General features: G+C 43.7%; 20 protein-coding genes and 2 tRNA genes. 21 read left to right on the top strand and 1 reads right to left on the bottom strand.

The features are described from left to right. Positions 1 to 27 precede the first annotated feature (27 nt). Positions 28 to 720 carry a hypothetical protein gene (locus tag LEPBI_RS09785; RefSeq protein ID WP_012388951.1) on the bottom strand — a complete coding sequence of 231 codons (693 nt, stop codon included), beginning with the start codon at positions 718 to 720 and terminating at the stop codon, positions 28 to 30. Between the two features lie 213 nt (positions 721 to 933). Between LEPBI_RS09785 and LEPBI_RS09780 the strand changes: the two genes are divergently transcribed. The 21 genes from LEPBI_RS09780 (at position 934) to rplV (ending at position 19,817) form a co-directional block, all read left to right on the top strand. Further along, positions 934 to 1,005, top strand: a tRNA-Thr gene (locus LEPBI_RS09780). Between the two features lie 6 nt (positions 1,006 to 1,011). Next, positions 1,012 to 1,085 (top strand) — tRNA-Trp (locus LEPBI_RS09775). Positions 1,086 to 1,126: 41 nt separating this feature from the next. Continuing rightward, on the top strand, positions 1,127 to 1,315 hold the full coding sequence (secE, locus tag LEPBI_RS09770; RefSeq protein WP_002973751.1) for a preprotein translocase subunit SecE: 189 nt from the start codon (positions 1,127 to 1,129) through the stop codon (positions 1,313 to 1,315). A 9-nt stretch (positions 1,316 to 1,324) separates the two neighbouring features. After that, on the top strand, positions 1,325 to 1,879 hold the full coding sequence (gene nusG, locus LEPBI_RS09765) for a transcription termination/antitermination protein NusG (protein ID WP_012388950.1): 555 nt from the start codon (positions 1,325 to 1,327) through the stop codon (positions 1,877 to 1,879). A gap of 39 nt (positions 1,880 to 1,918) precedes the next feature. Beyond that, a complete protein-coding gene (gene rplK / locus LEPBI_RS09760; protein WP_012388949.1) occupies positions 1,919 to 2,344 on the top strand; it encodes a 50S ribosomal protein L11 in 426 nt (141 codons plus the stop codon). A gap of 25 nt (positions 2,345 to 2,369) precedes the next feature. Beyond that, on the top strand, positions 2,370 to 3,062 hold the full coding sequence (gene rplA, locus LEPBI_RS09755; protein WP_012388948.1) for a 50S ribosomal protein L1: 693 nt from the start codon (positions 2,370 to 2,372) through the stop codon (positions 3,060 to 3,062). Positions 3,063 to 3,074: 12 nt separating this feature from the next. Then, positions 3,075 to 3,608 carry a 50S ribosomal protein L10 gene (gene rplJ, locus LEPBI_RS09750; RefSeq protein WP_012388947.1) on the top strand — a complete coding sequence of 178 codons (534 nt, stop codon included), beginning with the start codon at positions 3,075 to 3,077 and terminating at the stop codon, positions 3,606 to 3,608. Between the two features lie 35 nt (positions 3,609 to 3,643). Next, the gene (rplL, locus tag LEPBI_RS09745; protein WP_012388946.1) at positions 3,644 to 4,027 is read left to right on the top strand and encodes a 50S ribosomal protein L7/L12; all 384 of its coding nucleotides are present in this window, start codon (positions 3,644 to 3,646) and stop codon (positions 4,025 to 4,027) included. Between the two features lie 125 nt (positions 4,028 to 4,152). Continuing rightward, complete coding sequence (rpoB, locus tag LEPBI_RS09740; RefSeq protein ID WP_012388945.1) at positions 4,153 to 7,839, top strand: DNA-directed RNA polymerase subunit beta; 3,687 nt, start codon at positions 4,153 to 4,155, stop codon at positions 7,837 to 7,839. A 14-nt stretch (positions 7,840 to 7,853) separates the two neighbouring features. Continuing rightward, positions 7,854 to 12,155 (top strand): DNA-directed RNA polymerase subunit beta', encoded by a 4,302-nt coding sequence (rpoC, locus tag LEPBI_RS09735; RefSeq protein ID WP_012388944.1) that lies wholly within the window; start codon positions 7,854 to 7,856, stop codon positions 12,153 to 12,155. Between the two features lie 147 nt (positions 12,156 to 12,302). After that, the gene (rpsL, locus tag LEPBI_RS09730) at positions 12,303 to 12,677 is read left to right on the top strand and encodes a 30S ribosomal protein S12 (protein ID WP_004783543.1); all 375 of its coding nucleotides are present in this window, start codon (positions 12,303 to 12,305) and stop codon (positions 12,675 to 12,677) included. Between the two features lie 14 nt (positions 12,678 to 12,691). After that, positions 12,692 to 13,165, top strand: coding sequence for a 30S ribosomal protein S7 (gene rpsG, locus LEPBI_RS09725; protein ID WP_012388943.1), 474 nt, complete (start codon positions 12,692 to 12,694; stop codon positions 13,163 to 13,165). A 70-nt stretch (positions 13,166 to 13,235) separates the two neighbouring features. Next, positions 13,236 to 15,167: an elongation factor G-like protein gene (locus tag LEPBI_RS09720; RefSeq protein WP_012388942.1), complete on the top strand. Its 1,932-nt coding sequence runs from the start codon at positions 13,236 to 13,238 to the stop codon at positions 15,165 to 15,167. 49 nt (positions 15,168 to 15,216) lie between these two features. Further along, a complete protein-coding gene (tuf, locus tag LEPBI_RS09715) occupies positions 15,217 to 16,422 on the top strand; it encodes an elongation factor Tu (protein ID WP_012388941.1) in 1,206 nt (401 codons plus the stop codon). A gap of 4 nt (positions 16,423 to 16,426) precedes the next feature. Beyond that, entirely contained in the window at positions 16,427 to 16,735 is a 309-nt protein-coding gene (rpsJ, locus tag LEPBI_RS09710; protein ID WP_002974412.1) for a 30S ribosomal protein S10, read from the top strand. Between the two features lie 11 nt (positions 16,736 to 16,746). Next, entirely contained in the window at positions 16,747 to 17,370 is a 624-nt protein-coding gene (gene rplC, locus LEPBI_RS09705) for a 50S ribosomal protein L3 (RefSeq protein WP_012388940.1), read from the top strand. Positions 17,371 to 17,381: 11 nt separating this feature from the next. Next, positions 17,382 to 18,017, top strand: coding sequence for a 50S ribosomal protein L4 (rplD, locus tag LEPBI_RS09700; RefSeq protein WP_012388939.1), 636 nt, complete (start codon positions 17,382 to 17,384; stop codon positions 18,015 to 18,017). A gap of 4 nt (positions 18,018 to 18,021) precedes the next feature. Further along, positions 18,022 to 18,327, top strand: coding sequence for a 50S ribosomal protein L23 (locus tag LEPBI_RS09695; protein WP_012388938.1), 306 nt, complete (start codon positions 18,022 to 18,024; stop codon positions 18,325 to 18,327). 2 nt (positions 18,328 to 18,329) lie between these two features. Further along, the gene (gene rplB / locus LEPBI_RS09690; RefSeq protein WP_012388937.1) at positions 18,330 to 19,166 is read left to right on the top strand and encodes a 50S ribosomal protein L2; all 837 of its coding nucleotides are present in this window, start codon (positions 18,330 to 18,332) and stop codon (positions 19,164 to 19,166) included. Positions 19,167 to 19,179: 13 nt separating this feature from the next. After that, a complete protein-coding gene (gene rpsS, locus LEPBI_RS09685; RefSeq protein WP_002974021.1) occupies positions 19,180 to 19,458 on the top strand; it encodes a 30S ribosomal protein S19 in 279 nt (92 codons plus the stop codon). A gap of 8 nt (positions 19,459 to 19,466) precedes the next feature. After that, entirely contained in the window at positions 19,467 to 19,817 is a 351-nt protein-coding gene (rplV, locus tag LEPBI_RS09680; RefSeq protein ID WP_012476297.1) for a 50S ribosomal protein L22, read from the top strand.

Raw genomic sequence — 19,817 nt, 5'->3', positions numbered from 1 at the left:
GGAGAGTAGGGGAGGTGGAATTACGAATTAAATTTCCGCAAGTTCTGCGCTTCGAAACGACACATAATTATCGTTAAATGGGATTTCAACCCTAGCAACGGTGCGGTCAGCATGTGTGATGATCCGAAATAAATTGGGATCAACTCCTTCGTTTTTCAGAAGGATCATGATGAGAGCAATCCCAAGTCCTGCGCCTTCGGTATTGTCCATATTGTCCATATAAAATTCAGCGATGTCATTATAACCCATGGACTTCTTCATTTTTTCCCGCATCCGAACTTCTTCTGTTTTGATGACGGGAGTATTGTTTGTCACTTCGACTAGAAGGCCGTCCAAACAATAATGGAATTTGATTTGCACATAGACACCACGGGCCAGGCAACGTTTCCCATATTCATCAGCCATCTTTTCCGAGAATTTTTTTGAGTATTCTTTGATCCCTTTAAAATAATCTGTTTCATCGGTGATGTCGAGCCCTTCGTCTTCAAAAAAAACTCGTTTTTGGTTCGCTTTGATTCCGTTGATCGTGAGCTCTTTTGAGATGGTATATAGCATCTCAACAAATTGGGATTGGCCCACTTCCGAAAGGATGTTCGTGATGAGACCTAAAACATATTGTTCGAGTTGGCGATTCATCCGTGAGGAACGGACGACGATTTTCGATTTTGCCTTTACTAAATCGGGTATTTGTGCTTCTAATTCTACAAACGGTTTCGCCACGAATCATTCCTTATGCGGTGGGTGTTTCCCACATGGTTCTATTATCGAACCGGGAAATCCACAACTAAAATCACACAGGAATTTCACCAATTTTCCTGTTTTTTTACCATTTCCAGGAAATAAACTCATTTTCCATTGACCAATGAGCCTCATTTAAAATAGTGTAAAAAACCTAGCCTCGCTTGGAAACCCGCGCTTGGGTGGGAAACGTTTGCCCTCTTAGCTCAGTGGTAGAGCACTTCCATGGTAAGGAAGGGGTCACCAGTTCAAGCCTGGTAGAGGGCTTGTATTAGGGCTGTAGTTTAATGGTAGAACTAGGATCTCCAAAGTCCTTGGTGGGAGTTCGATTCTCTCCAGCCCTGCCAGACTACAGAATATATAGAATTAGAGAACAGGACAAGGATCAATGAAAGCTACGAGTTTCATTCAGGAATGTAAAGCAGAACTTGAAAAAGTACATTGGCCTACGCGCCAAGAAGTAGTGAGTTCTACCGTTGTAGTCCTAGTTACAGTATTTATCTTTTCCCTATTTTTATCAGCTTCGGATTTTGTTTTCCTGAAGTTGTTAAAGTGGTTCTGGGCATTAGGAACATAGGTAAGAGTAGTGGGCGATTCTTTAGATAAAAAATGGTATGTGCTTCAGACTTATTCCGGTCACGAGAATAAGGTGAAAACAAACATTGAAAAGATGGTCCAACAACAAAAACTGGAAGACCAAATTTTTTCGGTAAAAATTCCATCGATGGAAGTTGCCGAAATGAAAAACGGCAAAAAGAAGGTCACCAAGAAAAAACTCATGCCGGGTTATGTTCTTGTTGAGATGAACATGACGGATGACCTTCGATTTAAAATCCAGAACTTACCTTCTGTGTCTACGTTTGTAGGCGGAAAAGGAAAAGGTCCGGAACCACTTTCACTGGATGAGATCAAAAATCTTTTCAGTGATGTGGGGAATGTGGAGTCGGAAGAAGTATCACGACCACGTTTCCTCTTCAAAGTGGGCGAAACATTGAAAATTATAGATGGTCCGTTTGCGAATTTCACAGGACTTGTGGACGAAATTTTTCCTGATAAGGGAAGGCTTCGTGTTCGAGTCGAAATTTTCGGAAGATCCACTCCCGTGGAGTTGGATTACCTCCAGGTAAAATCGGAACAATAGAACTGGTAGATTGACTTTTAGTAAGGAACTTGAAACGAGATGGCTGCAAAGAAAGTAGTAAAACAAATTAAACTCCAAGTAGAAGCAGGGAAAGCAAACCCAGCTCCTCCGGTAGGTCCTGCGTTAGGTCAGGCCGGACTGAACATTATGGAATTTTGTAAACAGTTCAACGAAAGATCGAAAAACCAAATGGGACTCAAACTCCCAGTGGTGATCACTGTTTATTCAGACAGAAGTTTTACTTTCGTCACCAAATCCCCTCCAGCAGCTCTTCTTGTGATGAAGGCTCTTGGTTTACAAGGCGGATCAGCCACTCCACACACTGTGAAAGTGGGAACAATCAAACGCGCACAACTTGAAGAAATAGCAAAAACGAAGATGGAAGACCTCAATGCAAACGATATGGATGCAGCAGTGAAAATCATTGCTGGAACATGCCGTTCCATGGGTGTTAACGTCGAGTAATCATAAAGAAACGGGAACCGAAGTCATGAAACGCGGCAAAAAGTACATCCAACTCAAAGAAAAAGTCGATCGCACAAAGGCTTATACCCTTGGTGAGGCAGTCGGTTTAGCGAAAGCGACCAGTTACTCAAAGTTCGACGGAACTTTAGAGATCTCGACAAAAATCAATTATAAATCTCTCCAAAACGTAAGAGGGACAATCTCTCTTCCGCATGGAACTGGAAAAACGATCAAAGTTTTGGTTTTCTGCAAAGGAGACAAACAAAACGAAGCAAGGGAAGCGGGTGCTGACTTTGTTGGGGATATGGACTTAATCGAGAAAGTATCCGGTGGTTGGACTGATTTTGATGCTTGTGTGGCAACTCCTGATATGATGAAGGAAGTGGGTAAACTTGGACCTGTCCTTGGTCGTAAAGGCCTTATGCCAAAACCAAAAGCAGGAACTGTGACAACTGATGTTTCCAAAGCAGTGAAAGAACTCAAAGCGGGTCGAATTGAATACCGCCCTGACAAAGGGGGAGTGGTTCACTTGGGAGTGGGAAAATGTTCCTTCTCTGACGACAAACTTTCTGACAACATCAATGCGGTTGTGGCTGCCCTTATGAAAGACAAACCTTCTGATGCGAAGGGTGACTACTTAAAGTCTTTCTCTGTTGCGGCAACGATGGGAATCGGCGTAAAAGTCGATGTAAAAGAACTAGTAAACGCGAACATATAACGAGTAAGAAACATGGCAAATCCATCTAAAATTGAAGCAGTAACAGAACTAAAGACTCGTTTGGAAAAACGACCTAACTTTATTTTAGCATCTTACAGTGGTTTAACTGTTGAAGATATGTCCAACCTTCGTGCGAAGCTTCGCAAAGAAGGATCGGAGATGAAGGTGATTAAAAACAACCTGTTCCTCCGTGCATTAAAAGAGTCTTCTGAACATAAAAACAACTCCATTGATTTTGGGGATGTTTACAAAGGCCCCCTTGCAGCAATTTTCTCTCTGGATGCACTTCCAGCAGTAGCGAAGGTTTGTAAGGACTTTGCAAAAGATAAGAAGGAACTCGAAATCAAAACCGGCTATATGGACGGTGAGGTTTTGGGAAAATCTGGAGTAGAGGCGATTGCTGGACTTCCGTCCAAACAAGAACTTCTCGCGCAAGTGGCTCGTGGGATCAATGCTCCTGCGACGCAAATTGCTTCTGGAATCAATCAAATCATGGCATCATTGGCACGCGCCATCAATGCTGTAGCCGAGAAAAACGGCAATTAGTAATCATAGTGATTAGTAGGATAAGGAGAATATAGATGTCTGTTGACGCGCTATTAGAACAAATTGGAAGTCTTACATTAGTTCAGGCTGCTGACCTAGTGAAAAAGATGGAGGAGAAATTCGGGATTTCTGCTGCTGCACCGGTTGCGGTAGCGGCTGTTGCGGGTGCAGGTGGTGGCGCTGCTGCTGCTGAAGAACCAGCAACTTTCAATGTTATCTTGAAAGCACACGGTGACAAAAAGATCGACGTTATTAAACTCGTTCGCGAAATCACTGGTCTTGGATTGGCAGATGCGAAAACTCTTGTAGAAGCTGGTGGAAAATCAGTGAAAGAAGGGGTTTCTAAAGACGAAGCTGCTGATATTAAGAAAAAACTCGAAGGTGTTGGGGCTCAAGTAGAAGTTGCTGCTGCCGGTTAATCGGTTGCCAATTTTTAAACCCAGTCTTCAAAAACTTAGAGGCAGGGAGGCCGTAGGCGTCCCCACCTCTATTTTTTCGTTTATCATACCATCTATTATTTTGACGTCTCTAGGGAGAGTATTCCATGCATACCCGAATGCAAATTAGAAACCGGGTAAATTTCGGTAAAATTACCGACCTCAATTTACTTCCTAATCTTATCTACGTACAGAAAAAATCCTTTGATTGGTTCCTCCAGTCGGAAGTGAAAGATCCGACGAAACGTTTGAACCAAGGGTTGGAAGCGGTATTCCGCGAATCATTCCCAATCGAATCACCAAACAACGATATGGTCATGGAATATGGCCATTACGTTTTGGGAGAGCCGAAACGCGATCCCCAAGAGTGCAAAGACACTGATTCTTCTTTTGCTGTTCCACTGAAAGCAGTCATCCGTCTCATCATCAAAGACACCGGTGAAATCCGCGAACAAGTCGTCTACATGGGTGACCTTCCTGTGATGACAGACCACGGAACTTTCATCATCAATGGTGCCGAAAGGGTAGTGGTAAGCCAGTTACACCGATCTCCTGGTATTTTCTTTTCGTATGACCAAGTACGAGATACATTTTCTGCCCGAGTGATTCCTTATCGTGGATCATGGTTAGAATTCGAGATGGACAACAAGGGAATCCTCGTTGCCAAAATCGACCGTAAGAAAAAATTCCCAGCGACTCTCCTTGTGAAAGCCATGGGTATGGGAACAAACGAAGAAGTACTTCGCCTTTTCTACGGATCTAGCAAAATGAAAATCGCTGGTGCCAATCCAAAAGACCTCAAACGTCTGATTGGCCGCCGAACCATTGCGGATATTATCAATATGGAAACCGGTGAGGTAATGCTCGATGCTGGTTCCAAAATTAACGAAGACAATATCTCCATCCTTCGTGAAATGAAGGTAAAAGAAGTGGATGTCATCGAATTTCCAAAAGGAAAAGACAATCCAGTTCTCATCAATTGCCTAGAAAAAGACGGAGTGAACGACTACGAGGATGCAGTGAAAAAATTTCACACGATCATGCGTCCAGGGGAACCTTCTACGATTGAAAACGCGGAAGCTGAGTTAAAACGCCTCTTTTTCTCTCCAAAAACGTTTGATTTAGGAATTGTTGGTCGTTACAAAATCAATAGCAAATTCGAGTTCAACAATCCAAAAGAATTCTCAAAAGCAGATGATCGGGTTCTCCGAAAACAAGACATCATCGAAACCGTTCGTTACCTTGTGATGCTTATGTCAGAAGCGGAAAATTATTACCCAGATGACATTGACCACTTAGGAAACAGAAGGATCCGTTCGGTGGGGGAACTCATCGCTAACCAATTGAAACTTGGTTTTTCCAGAGTGGAACGAGTCATCAAAGAAAGGATGACAGTACAGGAGCCGGAACAACAAACTCCTCAGCTTCTTATCTCCATCAAACCAATCACAGCAGTGATCAATGAGTTTTTTGGATCTTCGCAACTCTCTCAGTTTATGGACCAAACCAATCCCTTGGCAGAACTTACGCACAAACGTAGGTTAAACGCTCTTGGGCCTGGTGGACTTTCTCGTGATAGAGCAGGTTTTGAGGTTCGTGACGTTCATTATTCTCACTACGGTCGTATGTGCCCCATTGAAACACCGGAAGGTCCAAACATTGGTCTCATTCTTTCCATGTCTAGTTTTGCACGTGTGAACGATTATGGATTCATTGAAACTCCATACCGCCTTGTAAAGAATGGAAAAGTCCAAAAACAAGTGGAATACCTCACTGCGGACAAAGAAGAATACCATTATATGGCGCAGTCAAATTCGACTGTGGATGAGAAGGGAGAATTCACTTCCAAACTCATTTCCACTCGTCATAGAGGGGATTTCCCTTTCCGTAGCCCAGCTGAAATCCAATACATGGATCTTGCTCCCTTGCAAGTGGTCTCAGTTTCCACAGCTCTCATTCCGTTCTTAGAACATGATGACGCGAACCGTGCCCTCATGGGTTCCAACATGCAACGCCAAGCGGTACCACTCTTAACAGAAGAGGCTCCTTTTGTCGGAACTGGTATGGAAGCTCGTGCGGCTTATGACGCAGGGGTTTGTATCGTTGCGAAAAAAGATGGTGTGGTTTCCAAAGTGGATGCAACAGGTGTTTGGATCAAAGAAGACCAATCCAAAGAGATTGTCCATTACCCACTCATTAAATTCAAAAAAACCAACCAAGGTACTTGTTTTAACCAAAAACCAAACGTATCCATGTTACACACCACAACTGGTGGCAAGGTAAGTAAGGTTTCGAAAGAACGTGTCGAAGTGACAACTCCTAACGGAGAAAAAGAAACTCATGAACTTCTTCTTTCTGATGAAGTTCAGTTCCATGCTGTTGTCAAAGAAGGACAAGAGGTAGGAATTGGAGCTCCAGTTGCCGGACAAATCATCAAAGGGGAAAAATACGGTGACTTCGGTCAGATCCTTCAAAAAGGAACTGTCCTAGCCAACGGGCCATCCACTGACGCTGGGTATTTGGCACTTGGACGAAATGTTCTCGTTGCCTTTATGCCTTGGGAAGGATACAACTTTGAGGATGCGATTTTAATTTCTGAACGAATCATCAAAGACGATGTTTTCTCTTCCATCCACATTGAAGAATTCGAAATCCAAGCTCGGGAAACGAAACTCGGACAAGAACAAATCACTCGTGACATTCCAAACCTTTCGGACAAAGCGTTCCGTGATTTGGATGAGTCTGGTGTGATCCGTGTGGGTGCAGAGGTAAAACCTGGAGACATCCTAGTTGGGATGGTGACTCCAAAAGGGGAAACAGACCTCACACCTGAATACAAACTATTACACTCCATTTTTGGAGAGAAGGCAAAAGAAGTTAGGGATTCCTCACTCCGTATGCCAAACGGTTTCGAAGGAACTGTCATCGATATCAAACGTTATTCCCGTGAAACAGGCGATGAACTCGCTGCTGGCGTGGAAGAAATGGTAAAAGTTTACGTGGCTCGCAAACGGAAACTCCTCGTGGGTGATAAGATGGCCGGAAGACACGGGAACAAAGGGGTCGTAGCACGTGTGATGGCACAAGAAGATATGCCATACATGGAAGACGGATCTCCAGTTGACATCGTACTCAACCCACTCGGTGTTCCTTCGCGTATGAACCTCGGTCAGATCTTTGAAACTCAACTTGGATTTGCTGCAAAAAAACTAGGGATCAATTTTGAAACCCCTGTGTTTGACGGAGCTTCCGAAGGTGATGTAAACGATTTCTGCAAAAAAGCAGGATTACCGGAAAACAGCAAATTTCAGTTATATGATGGAAGGACTGGTGAAAAATTCATCAACCAAGTATTCTGTGGATACATTTACATGTTGAAACTGGCTCACTTGGTGGATGACAAAATTCACGCAAGATCCACTGGACCTTACTCACTCGTAACACAACAACCACTGGGTGGTAAGGCGCAGTTCGGGGGACAAAGGTTAGGGGAGATGGAAGTTTGGGCACTCGAAGCATACGGTGCCTCACACACCTTACAAGAATTACTGACCATCAAGTCAGATGACATGCTCGGACGTGCCAGAATTTACGAAGCAATTGTGAAAGGGATCCACTCGATCAAACCGGGTATCCCTGAATCCTTCAACGTTCTTGTACAAGAACTCCGAGGTCTCGCACTTGATATCATCATCAAAGACTCCGAAGGATTGGAAGTGGATATCTCTGATTACGAAGATGAGTTCTCGAAAAACAAAAAGAAAATTAAATTCGAGACCATTGAAAACGTTTAGGGAAGGGAAAAAGTATGAGAAATTACAATAGTTTTGAATCGATTACGATCCGTTTGGCATCACCCGAGCGGATCAAAGAGTGGTCTTTCGGGGAAGTCAAAAAACCGGAAACGATCAACTACCGTACCCTAAAACCGGAACGAGATGGTCTTTTCTGTGAAAAAATCTTCGGAACCACTAAGGATTGGGAATGTTACTGCGGTAAATTCAAATCCATCCGTTATAAGGGAGTGGTTTGCGACAAATGTGGGGTAGAGGTCACTCACTCCAAAGTGCGTCGTGAAAGAATGGGCCATATCGAACTTGCGGCACCAGTGTCACACATTTGGTACTACCGTTCTGTTCCATCTCGTATGGGACTCCTTCTCGATATGACGATCAACCAACTCAAAAGTGTCCTTTACTTTGAGAAGTATGTGATCATTGACCCTGCTGATTCCGGAAGGAACAGAGGGGAACTCATCGATGAAGATGAATACCATAATTATTTAGATGAATACGGTGATAAGTTTATCGCTGGGATCGGTGGGGACGCCATCAAAGAACTTCTCGCGCGTATCGACGTGGATGCAGAAGCTCGGGTGATCCGCCAAAAGATCCAAGATAAAAACAAAATCTCCGACAAACGTATTTTCAAACGCCTAGAAGTTTTGGAAGCGTTCCGGGATTCCGGAAACCGTCCTGAATGGATGGTTCTCGATGTAGTTCCTGTGATTCCACCAGAACTACGTCCAATGGTGCAATTAGAGGGGGGACGTTTTGCGACTTCCGACCTAAACGATTTGTATCGCCGTGTGATCAACCGTAACAACCGTTTGAAACGCCTTCTTGCACTCAAAGCTCCAGAGATCATCGTACGGAACGAAAAACGGATGTTACAAGAAGCAGTGGGTGCTCTTTTTGATAACAGCCGACGCAAACGAACTGTGAAAGGAAAAGGAAATCGACCATTAAAGTCGATTTCCGATATGCTCAAAGGAAAACAGGGACGTTTTCGCCAAAACCTACTCGGAAAACGGGTGGATTATTCTGGTCGTTCGGTCATCGTTGTGGGTCCAGAACTCAAATACCACCAAATGGGACTTCCTAAAAAAATGGCTTTGGAACTTTTCAAACCATTCATTATGAAACGCCTTGTGGATTTGGAGCTGGCACCAAACATCAAATCTGCGAAGAAAAAAATCGAAGCAGAAGACAAAGAAGTTTTTGATGTATTGGAAACTGTGGTGAAAGAACACCCTGTTCTCTTAAACCGTGCTCCTACACTTCACAGACTTGGAATCCAAGCATTTTTACCAGTCCTTGTAGAAGGAAAAGCAATCAAACTCCACCCTCTCGTCTGTCACGCGTTTAACGCCGACTTTGACGGGGACCAAATGGCAATCCACGTTCCGCTCGCTCCTAAAGCACAGCTCGAAACTTGGATGTTAATGTTATCTCCACATAACATTTTGAATCCTGCCAATGGACAGCCGATATGCGGACCTACACAAGATATCGTTCTTGGAATTTATTACCTCACTTCAGAAGTAAAAGACGCGAAGGGAGAAGGAAAATTCTTCACAGGGCTTGAAGAGGTTATGTATGCGATTGAAACAAAAACTGTAGAAATTCGCTCCAAAATCTCTGTTTTACACGAAGGGAAAATCATCGAAACCACACCGGGAAGGCTTATCTTCAACCAAGTGATGCCAAAAGGGTATGTTTATATCAACAGAACCCTCGGTGATAAAGAAACAAACAAAATCATTGCAGACGTATACGAGAAGTTTGGACCTGGGATCACTGTTGTGATGTTAGATGAAATCAAACGCCTCGGTTACCGATACGCGACTGTATTTGCTCCTACGATTTCCATTGATGACATCCGCGTTTCTCCTCAAAAAGAGGGACTCGTAAACGATGCCAACAAAGAAGTTGAAAAAGCGGATATGGAGTATCGTAAAGGGATCATCACAAACGAAGAACGTCGTAAAAAGGTAATTGAGATTTGGACCAAAACCAATGACCGCATTACCGAAGGGATGTTTAAGGAACTCGAAAAAGACCAAGCGGGTTTTAACCCGGTATACGTCATGGCAGCATCCGGTGCCCGTGGTTCGAAACAACAGATCCGCCAGCTTGCAGGGATGCGAGGTCTTATGGCGAAACCGTCTGGGGAAATCATCGAACTTGCGATTCGTTCCAACTTCCGTGAAGGCCTTGGGGTATTAGAATTTTTTATCTCTACACATGGTGCGAGGAAAGGTCTTGCGGATACAGCGTTAAAAACTGCCGATGCCGGTTACCTCACTCGTCGTCTTGTGGATATCTCTCAGGACGTGATTGTTTCTGAAGATGATTGCGGAACCAAAGCCAATATCACTCTTGGAATCGTAAAAGAAGGGGAAAACGTGATTGTTTCCCTTGCGGACAGAGTGTTCGGTCGGTATACGGCGGAAGATCTTGTGGACCCTGTGACAGAAAAAGTGGTGTTTCCAAAAGACACTCTCATCACAAGAGCACTTGGCCAACAGATTGAAAACCTTGGTTACGATAAAATCAAAGTAAGATCACCTCTGACTTGCCGTTCACGTCACGGGATTTGCACAAAATGTTACGGTATGGACATGGCGCGCCTTGTGCCTGCAGAGATTGGGGAAGCAGTGGGAACCATTGCGGCACAATCCATCGGCCAACCGGGAACACAGCTGACGATGAGAACCTTCCACGTGGGTGGTGCGGCATCGGCTACGATCCAAGAAAAAGAACACAAAGTTCCTTTCCGATCTCTTGTAAAATCCATTAACGGACGTTTGGTGACAAACGCAAATGGATCAAAAGTTTTTGCTCGTCGCGGAACCATCATTGTCAACCGACTCATCCAAGAATTCAATACTGAATCTTTATCGAGTGTTCGGATTGTGGATGGCCAACGTTTGGAAAAAGGGGAAGTGTTCGCGTCACAAGTGGGTGAATCCATCGAACAACGCATCACTTCAGACCAAGCAGGAACTGTTTCCCTCATCGGAACAACCTTACGCATTCTCGGTGATGACATTGTCATCCCAGTCAAAATCGGAACGATTTTAAAATCAGAAGAAGGCCAAATTGTAGAGGAAAACAAAGCACTCGCTGAGTTTGACCCTTACAACGAAGTTGCTGTCTCAGAAACGGCTGGAACCATTGTTTGGGAAGATTTAGAAATTGGGAAAAACGTTCGTCGCGATGTGGATCCAAAAACTTCCAATATCATTCTCAAAGTGGTTGAACAGAAAAAAGACCGTCTCGTTCCAAAAGTCATCGTAGGTTCCGATGGGTATTCTGTTCCTGTGGACGCACTCCTCCAATTCCAAAATGGAGACAAGGTCAGGGAAGGGGATGTGATCTTCAAAATCCCATCGGTGGCAGAAAAAACTCGTGATATCACGGGTGGTCTTCCACGGGTCGATGAACTTTTTGAAGCTCGTCGTCCTAAAGACGCCTGCACACTTGCCGAAATCGATGGTAAAATTGAAGATAAGGGTGAAATCGTAAAAGAAAAACGGATCCTTTATATCCTACCAGATTCTCCAGAACAGGAGAAAGTAAAAGTAGCGATCCCAATCGGAAAACAAATCCGTGTTCGCCAAGGTGACTTTGTGAAACGGGGTGACCAGTTGGATGAAGGGAATTTTGATCCGCATGACATCCTTGCGATCAAAGGGCCAAGCGCACTCCACGAATACTTGGTATCCGAAGTGCAAGAGGTCTACCGTTTGCAAGGGGTTCATATCAATGATAAACACATTGAAGTGGTGGTTCGTTCCATGCTTCGTAAGGTGATCATCACTGACAGTGGGGACACATCCTTCGTGAACCAACAACAAGTGGATAAATTCCTCTTTGATGAAGAAAACGACAGAGTCGAACAAGAGGGGGGATCTCCTGCACAAGGAACTCCGGTTCTCCTAGGGCTTACCAAAGCATCCCTCAATACCGAGTCGTATTTCTCTGCGGCTTCCTTCCAAGAAACCACAAAGGTTTTAACGGATGCGGCCATCAAAGGAAAAACAGACAATCTCATGGGTCTCAAAGAGAACGTCATCATCGGTCATATGATCCCTGCGGGAACTGGTATGAAAAAATACCGTGACATCGAAGTCTTCAAAGAAATGCCTGGGGACTTAGATTGGGATCTCGATTCAGAAGAAGAGGAAGAAGAACTTTCTGAACTTTCAGAAGCAGCACCTGTTTCAACGGCAACTTTATCCAAACTCGTGGCAGAAGAAGATGAAGATGAAGACGAATTGGAAGAAGAAGCTGACGATTCAGATGATGAGGACGATGACGATTAGTCAACAATCGTAATTGCTTGAAACCATTCCAATTTTGGATGGTTTCAAGGGACAAAAACATGTTTTCGTTTACAAAATGTCCCTGTCTGGAATTTTGGACGAAAACGTCATTATTTTTTTAAAAAGAGAAGTAGAAGAAGGAATCGAATGCCTACAATTAACCAGCTCATCCGCATTGGAAGAGAAGACCAAAAGAAAAGAACTAAATCTCCCGCTCTAAAAGCATGCCCACAAAGACGTGGTGTTTGCACACGGGTAATGACTTTCACTCCTAAAAAACCGAACTCGGCACTTCGTAAAGTGGCAAGGGTTCGTTTGACAACGGGGATCGAAGTGACTGCTTATATTCCGGGCGAAGGCCATAACCTCCAAGAACACAACGTGGTTCTCATTCGTGGGGGAAGGGTAAAAGATTTACCAGGGGTTCGTTATCATATCATTCGTGGAACACTGGATACACTCGGTGTGGACAAACGTCGCAAAGGACGTTCTAAATACGGCGCGAAGCGTCCTAAAGCGTAATCGGAGAAAGGTATATGTCTAGAAGAAGAGGAAAAGTTGAACCGCGCCACATCGAAGGCGATCCAAAATACAACGACAAAGTGATCTCGAAATTCATCAACTGCCTGATGGTAGATGGTAAAAAAAGTGTCGCTGAATCTGTGTTCTACGATGCATTAGAAGTCATTGCGAAAAAAACAGGACAAGATCCGTTTGCTGTTTTCCAAGAAGCTTTGGAAAATGCAAAACCACAAGTGGAAGTGAAATCCCGCCGTGTGGGTGGTGTGACATACCAAGTACCAATCGAAGTTCGTCCGGAAAGAAGACTTGCCCTCGGAATCCGATGGCTGATCAAATACAGCCGTGGTAGAAACGAAAAATCTATGAAAAATAAATTGGCTGCAGAATTTATGGAAGCTCAAAAAGGCACAGGATCTGCGATCAAGAAAAAAGAAGATATCAGAAAGATGGCAGATGCCAACAAGGCATTCTCTCACTACCGCTGGTAGTAGTATCCAATCGATTCCAAACATTGATGAGCCAGGTGGAAACCTGGCTTTTTTGTTTTAACACACCAATATGAAATATTACCGAACAGTAGGAATTTTTGCACACATTGATTCGGGAAAAACTACCCTCACCGAACGGATATTATATGAGTCTGGAAAAATTTCGGCGGTGGGTTCCATTGAAGATGGAAATACGGAATCGGATTCTTTACAAGAGGAGATTGAACGTGGGATTTCCATTCGAACCACTTTCCATTCCTTACCTTGGCAAACCGACTTCGGGACATTCCAAATCCAATTAGTAGACACGCCCGGTCATATTGACTTTCGAAACCAAGTCACGGATCTTCTCCCTGCGATGGAAACAGCGGTTGTGGTTTTGGAAGCAGGTACAGTGGTACAATCGCAGGCACGACTCGTGATAGAAGAACTGCGAAAGGCAAGTGTGCCCATTGTCTTTTTTATTAACAAACTGGACCGATTTGGTGATGAATACTTGGACACGCTGGTGTCCCTCGAGGAAATTTTAGGTGTGGCACCTGTTTGCCTATTTCAAAAAACAGAGTCAGGAGCATTAGAATACTATCTAAACCATTCTCATTCTTTTGCGAAGAAGGTGGATGAGGAACTTCTCTCTTGGAATGATGAACTTTTGATTTCTTCTTGGAGCCAATCTTCGTCTTCGGCAGATTTTGCGAGGATCGGTTTGAAGGATGGTCCCAAATCCGGAAAACTTTTTCCTGTGTATGGAGGTTCTGCTAAAACAGGGGAAGGGGTTCGGGAACTTTTAGACCTCCTCCTTTGGACAAATCCCAAAGTTCCAACTGACATAATCCCATTGGCCTATCCTCTACTTGTTTTATCCCGAAGGATGGCGGAGGGAATTGGTCCTTATGCCGTTGTGTATCCACTAAAGGATTTGAGCGAATTAGACCTTCTTTCCATGACGGAAACCTTTCTCCAATCCGTTCCTTTGCCTCCGAACGCTTCGAACGCTGGTCTTTTCCAATTCATCGACCCGGAGACGGAAGAAACAACCCAAGAGATCCATAAGGGAAAACTTGTCCTCTTGAAACACAATGAACGTTTTCTTCTGTATCCAGGTGAGCCCGTTGCCTTACGGAATGTTCAGGGAATAGGAAACGAGAACCAAAAAGACCAACGTTCCCCAAGTCCCTTTTCTCTTGTGATTGAACCGGAAGAATCCTCGGACAAAGAGTTTTGGTTATGTCGCCTAGAGGAACTCGTGTGGGAAGACCCGGGGTATCAGACGGCAATCAAGGAAGATACAGGACAAATTGTCCTCTTTGGGCGAGGGGAACTCCATTTGGAAATTGGGATCAAACGAATTTCCGGGAAAACAGAAAAAAAACTCACTTTTAGTTCGATAAACATTGCCAAATTAGAGCTTTTTAAAAAAATGTCTCATAAGGTTGCCCTAGAGCATCGTGCCTTTGAAGACCAAAAGTCAAGCGGCACGCTCATCGCAGTCCTGGAAGATACTGCCGATTTTTCGAAGCAAATTGCCTTCGAGGTAAGTCTTCCGGAAGAAGTAAAAAATTCGATAGAAATGTCCTTTAAGGAAGCCTGCTTACACGGGTTTTACGGTGAGGAAGTTTGTGGTCTTAGGCTTCGTATTCTCTCTTATGAGATGCCGAAGGGAGACTTACAAACCACTCTCACTCTTCTCAAAGTAGCAATACTTGCGGGAGTGAAGGAATGTTTTCCGTCAAACACATATTTGGTTGGTCCCCTCACTGAAATTGAAGTGATGGTAGACTCAGACCACTTAGGTGTAGTTCTTTCTGATCTAAGTCGCAGGGACGCAAAGGTGGTTTCCATCATTGAGGCTGTGGCAGGGAAGAGTCACTTAAAAGCCAATGCACCGGCCCAAAACCTGCTTGGCTTTTCAGGGGCTCTTAGAAACATGACCAAAGGGATTGGCATTTCTTGGGAAAGGACTGCTTTTACCTCTGAATTTTATGCAGTTCTAAAGGAGTAAAGAACCGAATATCGGGTCTTGCACCACGATTGAGGAGTAGATTCTAACAATGGCTAAAGAAAAATTTGACCGTTCAAAACCACACTTAAACATCGGAACAATTGGTCACGTTGACCACGGTAAAACAACCCTAACGGCAGCAATCACAACAACGCTTGCGAAGTTAGTAGGTGGAAAAAACAAAGCGATTGCTTATGACCAAATCGACAACGCGCCAGAAGAAAAGGCTCGTGGGATTACTATTGCAACGTCTCACCAGGAATATGAAACTCCTAACCGTCACTATGCACACGTAGATTGTCCAGGTCACGCTGACTATGTAAAAAACATGATTACTGGTGCTGCTCAGATGGACGCTGCGATTCTCGTAGTATCTGCCACTGACGGTGCTATGCCACAAACGAAAGAACACATCCTACTTGCTCGCCAAGTTGGTGTTCCTTACATCGTGGTTTACCTCAACAAAGCTGATATGTTAGCTGCTGATGAAAGAGACGATATGGTTGAAATGGTAAAAGAGGAAATCAAAGACCTCCTTAACAAATACAACTTTCCAGGTGATAAAACACCTTTCATCTCTGGTTCTGCATTAAAAGCTCTTGAGGGTGAAGATTCTGACCTAGGTATGAAATCCATTTTAAAACTAATGGAAGCAGTTGATACTTACGTTCCAAACCCTACTCGTATTGTTGATAAACCTTTCCTAATGCCAGTTGAGGACGTGTTCTCAATTACTGGTCGTGGAACTGTTGCAACAGGTCGTGTAGAGCAAGGTGTTCTTAAGATCAACGACGAGATCGAGATTGTTGGTATTCGTGATACTACAAAATCAGTTGTTACTGGTATTGAAATGTTCCGTAAACTACTCGATCAAGCAGAAGCTGGAGACAATATTGGTGCTCTTCTTCGCGGAACGAAAAAAGAAGACATCGAAAGAGGTCAAGTTCTTGCGAAACCGGGTACAATCACTCCACACAGAAAGTTTAAGGCAGAAGTTTACGTTCTTACAAAAGACGAAGGTGGACGTCATACTCCATTCTTTAACAACTACCGCCCTCAATTCTACTTCAGAACTACTGACATCACTGGTGTTTGTAACCTTCCTGGTGGAATGGAGATGGTAATGCCAGGTGATAACGTTACGATGTCAATCGAACTAATTCACCCAATTGCTATGGACCAAGGTTTGAAGTTCGCTATCCGTGAGGGTGGAAGAACAATTGGTTCTGGTGTTGTTGCGGAGATCGTCGAGTAATACAATGGCTGGACAAAGAATTCGCGTTAAATTAAAAGCTTTCGATCATCGGTTGATTGACCAATCAACCTTTGAAATCGTTGCGACTGCGAAGAGGACCGGGGCAACTGTCTCCGGTCCAATCCCACTCCCAACGAAAAAAGAAATCTACACGGTATTACGTTCTCCGCACGTGAATAAAAAAGCTAGAGAACAATTTGAAATGAGAACTCATAAGAGACTCATCGATATTTTAAATACGAATGAAGATACGGTCGAAGCCCTGATGAAGCTTCAACTCCCTGCTGGAGTTTCCGTAGATATTAAATCCTAAGGATAGGATCCATGGCTAAAGGTTTAATCGGCGAAAAATTGGGCATGGCCCACATATTCAATAACGACGGTAAGATGGTTACTGTAACTGTTTTACGCGTGGGTCCTTGTTTTGTGTCCCAGGTAAAAACGGAAGCTAACGACGGCTATGAAGCAGTCCAGTTAGCATTCGGAGATGCCAAAGAAAAACACTTAACAAAGGCTGAGCTCGGACATATTAAAAAAGCGAATATCGCGACTCCTAAAAAAACTTTGGTTGAATTCAAAGGATTTGAGGGTGTGGCAGTGGGTTCAGAAGTGAAACTCGCAGATATCTTTGCTTTGGATGATACAGTGAAAGTGACCGGAACTTCAAAAGGGAAGGGAACACAAGGTGTTGTAAAACGCCATGGATTTGCTGGTGGTCCCGCAGGACACGGTTCTCGTTTTCAAAGACACCCTGGTTCGATTGGATCGAACACAACTCCTGGACGCGTGTTCAAGGGTTTGAAAATGGGCGGAAGAATGGGTTCTGAGCAGACTACTGTTCGTAACCTCAAAGTAGTAAAAATTGATGCAGACGCCAACTTGGTATTTGTATCCGGTCCAGTTCCAGGAAGGGAACGTGGTATCGTTACGATAGAAAAAATCGGATAGATAGGTAGAACATGAAAGCGCGTAAATACAATAAAGAAGGCGTATTCGTAAGCGAAGTTGAACTTCCGGCAGAATTATTTGCTACCGGCATTTCGCTTGGAGCCATCTATGATGCGGTGAAAGCTGAAAATGCGAACAATAGACAAGGGACACATTCTACAAAGGATCGTTCCGAAGTTCGCGGTGGGGGAATCAAACCTTGGGCTCAAAAAGGAACTGGTCGTGCAAGACAAGGATCCATCAGAGCTCCACATTTCGTTGGTGGTGGTATCATTCATGGACCAAAACCAAGAGATTATTCCTCTAACTTGTCACGCAGCGTAAAGAAAAAGGCTGTTCTCTCCATCCTTAACAAAAAGGCAGAAGAAAACAGAATCGCGATCATAGAAGACGTAGAACCTTCTTCTTACTCCACAAAGTCCATCTACAACATTTTGAAGAACATGGACATTGCAGAGAAGGGTAACGTGGGTTTTGTGGTAGCTGGTGAAAACCAATTCCTCAAAAAATCCACTCGCAATATAGAGAACCTCAAATATGTGAACAGCAAACGTGTCGTTTGCCGAGACATCCTCTATAATAACAATTTAGTAATCTCTGAAAGCGCTTTAAAAGAGCTTCAGGCTCAGTATTCTAAGAAAGGATAAGACAGTGAACCTAGAGAATGTAATCTTATCACCAGTTGTTACAGAAAAGTCGCAAGACCTTCAAACAATTGGAGAACGTATGGGAAAAAGAACTGTCAAGTATACGTTCAAAGTCCACCCGGATGCGAACAAAACTTTGATCAAACAGGCTCTGAAACAAATGTATAACGTCGTTCCGACAAATGTAAACGTCGCTGTTTACCGCGGAAAAATGAAACGTTTTAGAAACATGCCGTCACAAAGACCTCACTACAAAAAAGCTGTAGTGACGTTTGCAGACGGAGCAAATTTGGATTTTGCTAAGGTTTAATTATGGGAATTAGAAAACTTAAACCCACAACGCAGTCTAGCCGGTATTATTCGGTTTTAGATTTCAAAGAAATCACAGAAGTGGTTCCTTACAAGCCGCTCACTGCCAACATTTCCTATAAAGCTGGTCGTGACAATAAGGGACGAATTGCTGTTAGACGCAAAGGTGGACGTAACAAAAGAAAGTTCCGGATCATCGACTTCAAACGTAATAAATTTGGAATCCCTGCAACAGTAAAAACAATCGAGTACGATCCGAATCGTTCTGCATTCATTGCACTTGTTTGTTATGCGGATGGAGAATACCGATACATTTTAGCTCCTAACGGTTTAAAAGTTGGGGACAAAATTGAATCAGGTCCAGCAGCAGAGATCAAACTAGGGAATACACTTCCTTTAGATAAAATCCCTGCAGGAACAAACGTTCACAACATCGAACTCCATATCGGTAAGGGTGGCCAAATCGCAAGAACGGCTGGTTCCTTTGCTGTCATCTCTGCAAAAGATGGAGACTATGTTTCACTCAAACTTCCTTCTTCGGAAATCCGAAAGGTTCGTAAAGAGTGTTTGGCAACCATTGGGGAACTTTCCAATAAGGACCACAATTTAGTCATCATTGGAAAAGCAGGTCGTAACCGTTGGTTAGGAAAGAGACCGAAAGTAAGAGGGGTCGTTATGAACCCTGTGGACCACCCACTCGGTGGTGGTGAAGGTAGAACTTCCGGTGGACGTCACCCAGTGACTCCATGGGGTAAACCTACGAAAGGTTTTAAAACGCGTAAGACGAGACCGTCTGATCGTTTTATTGTCCAAAGACGTAAGAAAAACAGGAATAGGTAGGGTCTAGATACTCATGGCTAGAAGCTTAAAAAAAGGTCCGTTCATCGACGACCACCTCATGAAAAAAATTACCAAGTTAAATTCTGAAGGGAAAAAAACTCCCTTCAAGTCTTGGTCCAGAAGAAGTACAATTTATCCAGATATGATTGGTCACACTGTGATGATTCATAATGGCAAAGCGTTTGTTCCTGTTTATGTGAATGAAAACATGATCGGTCACAAACTTGGTGAATTTGCTCCCACTAGAACCTTCAAGGGTCATGGTGGAGACAAAAAAGTAGCGAAGAAATAGGTAGAGTGATGGAAGCAAAAGCAGTTGGAAAACACCTAAGAATTTCTGCCAGAAAAGCTCGCCTGGTTGCTGATGAAGTTCGTGGATACGATTATAAGGAAGCCATTGATATCTTGCGTTTTACAAATAAAGCCGCAAGTTCAATGATCATTAACCTTCTCAATTCAGCAGTGGCAAATGCCATCCAGATGAACGAAAGTTTGGATCCAAATTCACTCTTTGTTAAAAAAATCTATGTGGATGACGGCCCTATCATGAAACGTTTCCGACCAAGAGCACGAGGTCGTGCTTCCAGGATCCGTAAACGTTTGAGCCACATCACTGTTGTTGTATCTGAAATCGAAAAGAAGGTTAGCTAA

Origin of the sequence: Leptospira biflexa serovar Patoc strain 'Patoc 1 (Paris)' (assembly GCF_000017685.1) — a bacterium.
Lineage (GTDB): Bacteria > Spirochaetota > Leptospiria > Leptospirales > Leptospiraceae > Leptospira_A > Leptospira_A biflexa.
Note: the sequence above shows the minus strand (reverse complement) of the source record. Positions and strands in the feature narration are given on the sequence as shown.